Genomic DNA, 10,071 nt, shown 5'->3' with positions numbered 1-10,071 from the left:
GGGTGGCGGGGGAGGACTGGTCAGCTCAGGGCGCCGGCGGGTTGGCCGGCCTGACGCTGGGCGGTCAGCAGGCGCCGGCGCTCCGCGCGGCGCTGCTGCTGCTTCACGGGGTCGGGCACGGGAGCTGCCAGCAGCAGCTTCTGGGTGTAAGGGTGCTGGGGCCGGCTGGTGACCTGGTCGCCGTCGCCCCACTCCACGATCTCGCCGCGGTACATGACCGCGACCCGGTGCGACAGGTGCCGTACGACGGCCAGGTCGTGGGAGACGAAGAGGTAGGCGACCCCCGTGCGCTCCTGGATCTCCTTGAACAGTTCCAGCACCCGGGCCTGGGTGGAGAGGTCCAGGGCGGAGACCGGCTCGTCGCAGACGATCAGCCGAGGCTCCAGCGCCAGCGCCCGGGCGATCGCGATCCGCTGCCGCTGCCCACCGGAGAACTCGCGTGGCAGCCGGTTGCCGGCGTCGGCCGGCAGTTGCACCTGGTCGAGCAGGTCGCGCACCCGGCGCCTGGCCTCGGCGCGGTCGACATCCCGGACGGTGAGCGGTTCGGCGAGGATCTGCTCGATCGTCATCGCCGGGTTCAGCGACGTGTAGGGGTCCTGGAAGACCACCTGGATGTCGGCCGACAGCGCGCGCCGTTCCCTGCGGGACAGGTGGCTGATGTCGCGGCCGCCGTACCGGATGCTGCCCCCGGTCACCGGGGCCAGTCCGAGCACTGCGCGGCCCAGGGTGGTCTTGCCCGAGCCCGACTCGCCGACCAGGCCCACGCACTCGCCGGCGCGGATGTCCACCGAGACGTCCTTCAGCACGCGGAGCGGCGCGGCGCGCCGGCCCTTGACCGGGTACTCGACGACCAGGTCCTCGACCTCGAGCAGGCGGTCGCTCATGAATGGGCTCCTTCGCGGGTGGCGACGGGGACGGTGGTCAGCTCGCCGCGGGGCTCGGCGTCCTCGAGGACCGCGGCGAACAGCGAGCGGGTGTACGCGTGCCGGGGGTCGGCGAAGATCGACCGGGCCGGGCCGGTCTCGACGATCCGGCCGTTGCGCATCACCGAGACCCGGTCGCAGAGGTCGGCAACCACGCCGAAGTTGTGGGTGACCAGCAGGACGCCCATGTGGAACTCCGACTGCAGGTCGCGGAGCAGATCGAGTACCTCGGCCTGGACGGTGACGTCGAGGGCGGTGGTCGGCTCGTCAGCGATGAGCAGGTCGGGGTTGCAGGAGACGGCGCCGGCGATGAGGACGCGCTGCGCCATGCCGCCGGAGATCTCGTGCGGATAGGCCGCGAAGGTCCGCTGCGGATCGGTGATGCCGACCCGCGCGAGCAGGTCCAGTGCCCGCCCCTTGGCCTCGGCGCGGCTGATGCCGAGGGCCACCCGCATCGGCTCGGTGAGCTGGTGGCCGATGGAGAAGGCCGGGTCCAGGTTCGACATCGGCTCCTGCGGGATGTAGGCGATCCTGCGGCCGCGCAGGCGGGTCATCGCCTTCTCGGAGAGCTTGGCCAGGTCCTCGCCCTCGAACTCGATGGCGCCGCTGACCATGCGGCCGCCTGGGGGCAGCAGCCGCAGGATCGACCACGCCGTCTGGGTCTTGCCCGAGCCGGACTCCCCGACGAGGCCGTGCACCTCGCCGCGCCGGACGGTGAGGTCGACGTCCTCGACGACCGTCGTGAGGGAGCCGTCGGGCTGGTCGTAGCCGATCGACAGCCCGTCGACGTGCAGCAACTCCTCGCCGGAACCGGTGCCGGGGAGCTCGTCGTGCACGACCACCGGCTCGCTGCGCACCTCCACGGTCGCCGGCGCCGCGCCCCGGCGGCGCTTTTTCGGGGTGCTCGTGCGCTCCAGCACGTCGCGCAGCGCGTTCCCCAGCAGGGCCAGCGCAATGCAGGTCAGCCCGATGGCCAGGCTCGGCCACAGCAGCATCAGCGGCGCGCGGTAGATGTTGGCGAAGGCGTCGCTGAGCATGCCGCCCCAGGTCGGCCGGGTCGGGTCGCCCAGGCCGAGGAAGTCCAGCCCCGCCTGGATGGCTATGACGATCGCGGCGATGCCGGCGGCCAGGATGATCGCCGGCGCGCGCACCACGGTGAGCACGTGGCGGGCGATGATCCGCTCGTCGCTCAGCCCCGACACCCGGGCTGCGTCCACGTACAGCTCGTGCCGCACGCCGGAGACCGCGGCGGAGACCACCCGGTAGAAGGCCGGGGACAGCAGGATCCCGAAGATGACCATCGACGTCCAGATCGAGGGGCCGAGCACCGCGCGCGCGGCCAGAAGTACCACGATCCCGGGCAATGCCTGCAGCAGGCCTGCGACCCACGAGGACACCGTCTCGAACCACCGGCTGTAGTAGCCGGCGACCAGGCCGGAGGTGATGCCCAGGGCGGCGGCGACGGTGAGCGCGAGCAGCCCACCGAGCAGGCTCAGCCGGGAGGCGTACAGCAGTCGGCTCAGGATGTCCCGGCCCGAGCCGTCGGCGCCCAGGAGGTAGTCGCCCCCCGGCGGGGCAAGGACGTCCACCGCCGAGGGAACGGCAGGGTCGGTGGGTGCGAGCACCGGGGCCAGGGCCGCGAGGAGCGCGACCAGCACCAGGAACGCCAGGGATGCCACACCGAGCGGGTTCTTGACCAGGCGGCGCCACAGCGAGGTGCGGGCGGCCGAGGCGCTCCCTGCGACCGGCGGCACCTGGGCGGAGGTCAGTGTCTCGGTCATGACTGGCGCACCTTCGGGTTCAGCCAACCCTGCAGCAGGTCGACGATGATGTTCAGGACGACGACGATGACGGCGGTCACGACGACCAGGCCCATCACCAGCGGGATGTCGCCCCGGGCGGTCGCGCCGACGGCGACCTGACCGAGGCCCGGGATGGCGAAGATCTGCTCGATGATGACCGCGCCGCCGAGCAGGCCGATGAACTGCAGGCCCAGGACCGACAGCGCGGGACCGGCGGCGTTGCGGAGCACATGCTCGTACACGATCCGGCTCTCCGGCAGCCCGCGGCTGCGCAGCGTGCGCACGTAGTCCTTGCGTAGCGCGTCCAGCATCGCGCCGCGGATCTGCTGCGCGACACCCGCGATGCTGGCCAGCGAGAGCGCGATCACCGGCAGCGTGACGGTGGCCAGCCAGCCGGTGGGGGAGTCGGCCAACGCCTCGTACCCGGTCGGCCGGAAGATGCGGAGGCTGATGGCGAAGACCATGACCAGTCCGATGGCCACCAGGAAGCCGGGGACCGCAGCGGCGACCACGGACCCGATCTGGACGACGCGGTCGACGACCCCGCCGCGGGTGGCGGCCAGGACCCCGAGCACGACTGCCACGATCGCGGTCACGACCGTCGCGCCGATGACGAGGGACAGGGTAACGGCGAGGCGGCTGAGGATCGCGTCGGTGACCGGCTGGCTGGTGAACCAGGAGGTGCCGAAGTCGCCACGGACGGCGCCGGACACCCATTGGCCGAACCGGCTCAGGACCGGGCGGTCCAGGCCGAGCTGCTGGGTCAGCCGGTCCACGGTCTCCTGCGTCGCCTGCTGGCCCAGGATCGTGCGGGCGATGTCCCCGCTGCCGGCGTACAGCAGGAAGAAGGCGAGCGTGGACAGGACGCCCACCAGGACGACACCGGAGACCAGACGCCGGAGCACGAAACGAAGCACAGGATTCCCCAGGGGGTCAGGAAGGAGGAGGTGGACGGGATGGGCCGCCGCCCAGGGGTGGCGGCCCATCCCTGCTCGGGTCAGCCCTTGGGCGTGATGTACTGCAGGAGCGGGTAGGCGTTGTTGCTCTGGTGCACCACGTCGGTGTCCCCGTCGGCGACGAAGGTGCTCTCGACGCGGTAGTACGGCGCGAACCAGGCCTGCTGGACGATGTACTCGTTGAGCTCCTGGCCGGCCTGCTCGGCCTCCTCCTCCGTGCCGCTCTGCAGCGTCGAGACCAGCTCGGCGACCTTTGGGTCCTCGACGCGGAACGGGTTCCACGACGCGGTCGGCGTGAGCGCGAAGTTGGCCAGCTGCCAGGCGGTCGGGTCCGACTGCAACTGGATCCACGACGCCGGGTACTTGGGTGCCAACAGGGCGGCGATGGCTTCCTGCAGCGAGAGCTGGTCGTACTGCACGGTGATGCCGACGTCCCCGAGGTACTGGGCGGTCAGGTCGGCCGCCGTCGTGCTGCCGAGGTTGACGTTGGGCATGGAGAGCGTGAAGCCCTCGGCGTAGCCCGCCTCGGCCAGCAGTTCCCTGGCCAGCTCCGGGTCGTAGGGGTAGCGCTCGTCGAGCTCCTCGACGTACGCCGCCGAGCTCTCGTCGAAGACCTGGGTGGTCGCAGTGCCGTAGCCCTGGACCACCGCCTTGAGCAGGGCGTCGCGGTCGACCGCGTGGTTGATCGCCTGGCGGACCCGCACGTCACCGAGCGCGGGGGCCATCGTGCCCGCCCGGTCGAAGAGGATCAGGCCCTGCCAGTCCAGCTCGTGCGGGTAGGCGGTGAAGCCCGCGCCCTCGATCTGGTCGAGGGCCGAGTTGTCGAACAGGTTGAGGCCGTTGACCTGACCACCCTGGATGGCGCTCAGCTGGGCCTGGGGGTTGTCCAGGACGTTGATGACGACCTGGTCGTAGTGCTGCTCCTCCGCGCCGGCCCAGTACTCCGGGTTCCGGTCGAAGACGTAGCTCGAGCCCACGACGGTCCGGTCGGCGTTGAAGATGTAGGGACCCGAGCCGACCGGGTCCGTGGCGGCGTCGGGCGCAGCGAAGGTCGCCGGGCTGGCCTGGGCGCCGGCGTTCTGCGCCAGGTAGTTGAGCAGCGCCGGGTCCGGTGCGGTCAGCGTGATCTCGAGGGTGTACTCGTCGGTGGCCTTGGCGTCGGCGACGCTGGCCAGGAACGAGGCGTTGGGCGAGGTGCCGGCCTTGAAACGGAGCAGGTTCTGGGCAGCCACGTCGGCGGTGAACTTCTCGCCGTCGGTGAACGTGACGTCGTCCCGCAGCTGCATGGTGAGGACGGTCTTGTCCTCGTTGTAGGACCACTCGGTGGCCAGCCAGGGCTCCACCTCGGCGTCCGGCGTCTCGCGCAGCAGCGAGTCGTAGACCGACTGGATGTACGGGGAGACGTTGGCCCACTCGGCACCGCTGGCCGCGAGCGTCTGCGGCGCGAAGATGGAGCCCAGGGTGAGGGTGCCCCCGCCCTCTGCGCCGCCGTCGCTGCCGCCGCCGTCACTGGACCCGCAGGCGGTCATCACCAACGAGGCGGCCAGGGCGATGGCGGCGATGCCAACCCTCTTGTTTCCGAGCACGGTGGAACCTCCGGGGGAGCGCACCCCCCACCGGGGTGACGTGGCGCACAACGTAGCCGGAAAACCTACCGACCACTAGGTTTGTTTTGAAAATGTTTCGCGCTACGGTGCGGCCATGACGGCGATCACATCCAGGCCACGCGGTGAGTACGCCAAGACCGCGGCGCGCCGGCAGGAAATCCTGGACGCCGCCGTCGAGGTCTTCTCCTCTGCCGGCTTCCACAAGGGCTCGCTGCGCGACGTCGCCGAGCGGGTGGGGCTGAGCCAGGCCGGCGTGCTGCACCACTTCCCGAGCAAGACGCACCTGCTCGAGGCAGTGCTTGCCTGGCGCGACGAGCAGTCCCGACAGCGGTTCGACTTCGAGGCGGTCGCCGGTCTGGACCAGATCCGCGCGCTGCTGAACTTGGTCGAGTACAACGCCAGCACGCCGGAACTCGTCGAGCTCTTCACCGTGCTGGCGGCGGAGGCGACCGCGCTGGACCATCCGGTCCACGGCTATTTCGTCGACCGGTACACCTGGGTCATCCGGTACATCACCGACGCCTTCGTGGCGGTCGATGCGGCCGGTGACCTGCGACCCGGCACCGAGCCCGCCAGCGCAGCGCGCCAGCTGGTCGCGCTGATGGACGGGCTGCAGGTGCAGTGGTTGCTCGACCGGCGTTCGGTGGACATGGCGGCCGAGGTTCGCCGCTACGTCCAGTCGCTGCTCACCGTCGAGCTCTGAGGGCGCCTCCGTGACCGCATCGGCCCGCCCACGGCTGCGCGTCATCGTCGACAACGACCTCAGCGGCGATCCGGACGGGCTGGTCCAGCTGGCGCACCACGCGCTGTCCCCGTCGGTCGACCTGGGGCTGGTCATCGGCTCGCATCTGCGGCCCGGTGACCCCTTCGACCCCTCCGGCACCACCGCCGACAACGCCGCGGCGCGGGCTCGTGAGGTGCTCGCGTTGGCCGGCCGCGACGACGTCCCGGTGCTCGCCGGGTCCAATGTCGGGCTGGTCGACCGGGCCACGCCCGTCCGGTCGGCAGCCGCGGAGGCGCTGGTCGCCGAGGCGATGCGCTCCGACGTCGACACCCCGCTCTTCGTCTGCGCCGGCGCGGGCTCACCGAGGTGGCCAGCGCCTGGCTGCTCGATCCGCGGATTGCCGAGCGGCTCACGCTGGTGTGGATCGGTGGCCCGGAACACCCGGGTCTGGCGGAGCCGCCGCCCGGTGCGATGCCGATCGAGTACAACCTGCTCATCGACGTGCTGGCCGCCTCGATCGTGTTCGGCGACTCGACGATCCCCGTCTGGTTGGTGCCCCGGGACGCCTACCGGCAGACGCTCGCCTCCTTCGCCGAACTGCAGCTGCGGCTGGGCGGTGCCGGTGCGCTGGGGGCATGGCTGTACGAGGCCCTGGATGGGGTCCGGACCATGGCCGGGCAGCACGGGTTCGACCTGGGGGAGACCTACATCCTCGGCGACAGCCCGCTGGTGCTGCTGACGGCGCTGCAGTCGGCGTTCGAGCCGGATCCCTCGTCCAGCCGGTACGTCACCCGGGAGACGCCCGGGATCACCCCGGAGGGGCAGTACACGCCCGTTCCCGGTGCGCGGCCGATGCGGGTCTACACCCAGCTGGACAACCGGCTGATGTTCGAGGACATGTACGCCAAGTTCCAGGTGCACGGTCGGGCATGACCAGCGCGGACCAGCCCAGGGTCCTGCGGTTCCCCGACGGCTTCCTCTGGGGCGCCGCCACCTCCTCGCATCAGATCGAGGGCGGCAACGTCAACAACGACTGGTGGGCCCGGGAGCACGCCCCCGGCACGTTCATGACCGAGCCCAGCGGCGACGCCTGCGACAGCTACCACCGCTACCCCGAGGCCGTCGCGATCGTGGCCGACCTCGGACTGGGTTCCTACCGGTTCAGCCTGGAGTGGAGCCGCATCGAGCCGGCTCCGGGGGAGTTCTCCCGCGCCGCCCGCGACCACTACCGGCGGATGGTCGACACCTGCTTGCAGGCCGGCGTCGTGCCCAACGTGAGCCTCAACCACTTCACCCTGCCGCAGTGGTTCGCCGATCGGGGCGGGTGGGCGGCGGCCGATGCAGCCGACCGCTTCGCGCGGTTCACCGAGTTCGTCGAGCCGGTCGTCGCCCGCGACGTCCCCTACGTCTGCACGATCAACGAGCCCAACATCACCGCGGCCTTCGCGAACCTGGGCCAGAACACCACCTTCGGCGGTGCCGGGCTGCCGGCCCCGGATCCGCACATCGCCGACGGGCTGGCCCGCGCCCACCACCGCGCGGTTGAGATCGTCCGCTCGTGGGACGGCCCGCAGGTCGGCTGGGCGGTCGCCACGCAGGCGTTCACCCCGCTGCCCGGCGCCGAGGAGCAGACCGCCCGCTACGCCGGTGCACGGGAGACCCGGTTCCTGCAGGAGGCGGCCGACGACGACTGGCTCGGGATCCAGGCCTACACGCGCACCTTCGTCGGCCCCGAAGGGCCGTTGTCGGTCACCGAGGGCACGGAGACGACGCTGACGGGGTGGGAGTACTTCCCCGGTGCCGTCGGCGTCGGGCTGCGCACGGCCGCGGAGCGCGCGCCGGGCGTGCCGCTGCTGGTCACCGAGAACGGCATTGCCACCGCCGACGACGACCGGCGCCGCGACTACACCGAGGGTGCGCTGCGTGCTGTGCACGCTGCGATCGCGGACGGGGTCGACGTGCGCGGCTACTACCACTGGAGCCTGCTGGACAACTTCGAGTGGGTCGCCGGCTACCGGCCCACCTTCGGCCTGGTCGCCGTCGACCGGGCCACCTTCGCGCGGACGGTCAAGCCCAGCGCCCGCTGGCTCGGCGCGGTCGCGCGCGGCAACGCCCTGCCCTGACACCACCACCCCTGGAGGACACCCACCATGCGCCCCACCCCGACCGGTGAGCACGTCGTTGTCGAGACCCCCGCCGGAGCTGTCCGCGGCCTGTGGCGCGCAGGATCGGCTGCGTTCCTGGGCATCCCGTTCGCCGAGCCGCCGTTCGGGGACCTGCGGTTCCAGGCGCCGGTTCGGCGGGCGCCGTGGTCCGGCGTCCGGGACGCACTGCAGTACGGGTCCACCCCGCAGCGCAAGGCGCTGATGGAGATCACCACCATCCCCGAGCCCAGCGTCCCGGGCGAGGACGTGCTGTGCGTCAACGTCTTCACGCCCCGCCCTCGCCCGTCGGAGGCGGGGGAGACGCCGCTGCCGGTGCTGGTCTACGTGCACGGCGGCGGGTACGTGGCCGGTTCCCCGGCCAGCCCCTGGTACGACGGCGCCGCCTTCAACCGGGACGGCGTGGTGACGGTGTCGGTGTCCTACCGGCTGGGGTTCGAGGGTTTCGGCTTGCTGCCCGATGCCCCGGCGAACCGCGGTGTCCTGGACTGGCTGCTCGCGCTGGAATGGGTGCGGGACAGCATCGGCTCCTTCGGCGGTGATCCCCAGCGGGTCACCATCGCGGGCCAGTCCGCCGGTGGCGGCGCGGCGATGACCCTGCTGACGATGCCGCGGGCGCGCGGGTTGTTCACCGGGGTCGTCTCGATGTCCGGCGCTCCGGCCGACGTGTCGCTGGAGGACGCCCGGGCGACGACGCAACGGATCGCCGCGGCGCTGGGGGTCGCGCCGGACCGGGCCGGCTTCGCCGGCGTGACCGAGGAGGCGCTGCTGGCCGCACAGGGCTGGGGGCTGCCGTCGATGGGGAAGCTCTCCGCCGAGGGGTTGATCACGGTGATGCGCTCGATGGACGGCCGGTTGCCGCTGGGACCGGTCGTGGACGGCGACCTGCTGACAGGCACGGTCGAGGAGGGGCTGCAAGCGGGTGCCGGTGCCGACGTGCCCCTGCTGATGGGCAGCACCCGGCAGGAGTTCGGCGGGATCGCGCACGCGTTCCGGCACTTGTTCGAGGAGCACGACGTCGCCGGGGTGCTCGACGCGCTCGGGGTGGCGCCGGAGGTGGCCCGCCGGTTCGCCGGGGTGCTGCCCGGCCACCACCCGGCCGACGTGATGGGCCGCTACGTCAGCGACGTCATGTTCCGTCGCAGGGTCGTGGACTGGCTGGAGTTGCGCCGTGGCGCCGCGCCGACCTGGGTGTACGACTTCGCCTGGCGATCGGCCGTCAGCGGGGTGGCCGAGCACTGCCTGGACGTGCCCTTCGCCTTCGACCTGCTCGATGACCCCGACGTGACCCGGGTTGCCGGCCCCGGCGCACCACAGCAGCTCGCCGATCGGGTCCACGGGGCGTACGTCGCCTTTGTGCGGGACCAGGACCCGGGCTGGCCGGCGCACGACGACGGGCAGGCCGTCATGGTGTTCGACGCCGACGGCGGGATCGTCCCCAGCGCGTACGACTCAGCGCGGACCCTCACCGCCCCGGAGCTGGCCACCGCGCCACCGGCCTGAAGCCCTGCCCTTGCTCGCTGGGTCGTCCGTGGAAGGCACAGGGCGCAGGAATCCCACTGGGCGAGCCGGCGACCGATCTGCTGGACACGGCCGGGTCATGACGAGGCGATGCTCAGCCACGCGCGGCCGAGTCCTGTGGTAGGCCACTCCCTCGCGCAAGCGGAAGGGTCGCCGCCCCCTCGGCTCGGACACGATTACAGCAACCGGTACAGCAACGCGGCCCGGACGACGGCGTACCGGGGCGGACGCCGACGGACGCGGCGACGACCTGACCTGCACGAACGGCACCAGGGCGAACGGCGGCGGATCCCGCGCAGCTACCTGGGGGTCAAGGGGTCGCAGGTTCAAATCCTGTCAGCCCGACAGAGAAACCGCAGGTCAAAGGCGGGTCGTC

The 10,071-nt window shown here is 71.7% G+C and carries 8 protein-coding genes; 4 read left to right on the top strand and 4 right to left on the bottom strand.

The features are described 5' to 3' along the window. Positions 1-20: 20 nt before the first annotated feature. The 4 genes from G5C62_RS22900 to G5C62_RS22885 all read right to left on the bottom strand — a co-directional run bounded on the left by G5C62_RS22900 (position 21) and on the right by G5C62_RS22885 (position 5,267). Positions 21-884 carry an ATP-binding cassette domain-containing protein gene (locus tag G5C62_RS22900; protein WP_036335494.1) on the bottom strand — a complete coding sequence of 288 codons (864 nt, stop codon included), beginning with the start codon at positions 882-884 and terminating at the stop codon, positions 21-23. Continuing rightward, positions 881-2,704, bottom strand: a complete 1,824-nt coding sequence (locus G5C62_RS22895) for a dipeptide/oligopeptide/nickel ABC transporter permease/ATP-binding protein (protein WP_036335493.1) — start codon at positions 2,702-2,704, stop codon at positions 881-883. Before G5C62_RS22895 ends, G5C62_RS22900 begins: the two co-directional genes overlap by 4 nt. Then, on the bottom strand, positions 2,701-3,630 hold the full coding sequence (locus G5C62_RS22890; protein WP_231558082.1) for an ABC transporter permease: 930 nt from the start codon (positions 3,628-3,630) through the stop codon (positions 2,701-2,703). Before G5C62_RS22890 ends, G5C62_RS22895 begins: the two co-directional genes overlap by 4 nt. Positions 3,631-3,722: 92 nt before the next feature. After that, on the bottom strand, positions 3,723-5,267 hold the full coding sequence (locus G5C62_RS22885; RefSeq protein WP_206330807.1) for an ABC transporter substrate-binding protein: 1,545 nt from the start codon (positions 5,265-5,267) through the stop codon (positions 3,723-3,725). Positions 5,268-5,382: 115 nt separating this feature from the next. On the opposite strand from G5C62_RS22885, the gene G5C62_RS22880 reads away from it, so the two are divergent. From G5C62_RS22880 to G5C62_RS22865, 4 genes are all read left to right on the top strand, one after another. Further along, entirely contained in the window at positions 5,383-5,991 is a 609-nt protein-coding gene (locus tag G5C62_RS22880) for a TetR/AcrR family transcriptional regulator (RefSeq protein ID WP_164702815.1), read from the top strand. 387 nt (positions 5,992-6,378) lie between these two features. Beyond that, positions 6,379-6,945, top strand: coding sequence for a hypothetical protein (locus tag G5C62_RS27635; protein ID WP_206330806.1), 567 nt, complete (start codon positions 6,379-6,381; stop codon positions 6,943-6,945). Continuing rightward, positions 6,942-8,135, top strand: coding sequence for a glycoside hydrolase family 1 protein (locus G5C62_RS22870; protein WP_164702814.1), 1,194 nt, complete (start codon positions 6,942-6,944; stop codon positions 8,133-8,135). Before G5C62_RS27635 ends, G5C62_RS22870 begins: the two co-directional genes overlap by 4 nt. Positions 8,136-8,162: 27 nt before the next feature. Continuing rightward, entirely contained in the window at positions 8,163-9,677 is a 1,515-nt protein-coding gene (locus G5C62_RS22865) for a carboxylesterase/lipase family protein (protein WP_164702813.1), read from the top strand. Positions 9,678-10,071 lie beyond the last annotated feature (394 nt).

Source organism: Modestobacter sp. KNN46-3 (assembly GCF_011039295.1).
This window is presented reverse-complemented; position numbering and strand designations above follow the sequence as displayed.

Bases quoted from the DNA above. Each gene is read 5' to 3' on its own strand.
- G5C62_RS22865 (WP_164702813.1), top strand. From the start codon at position 8,163: ATGCGCCCCACCCCGACCGGTGAGCACGTCGTTGTCGAGACCCCCGCC.
- G5C62_RS22895 (WP_036335493.1), bottom strand. From the start codon at position 2,704: ATGACCGAGACACTGACCTCCGCCCAGGTGCCGCCGGTCGCAGGGAGC.
- G5C62_RS22900 (WP_036335494.1), bottom strand. From the start codon at position 884: ATGAGCGACCGCCTGCTCGAGGTCGAGGACCTGGTCGTCGAGTACCCG.
- G5C62_RS22880 (WP_164702815.1), top strand. From the start codon at position 5,383: ATGACGGCGATCACATCCAGGCCACGCGGTGAGTACGCCAAGACCGCG.
- G5C62_RS22870 (WP_164702814.1), top strand. From the start codon at position 6,942: ATGACCAGCGCGGACCAGCCCAGGGTCCTGCGGTTCCCCGACGGCTTC.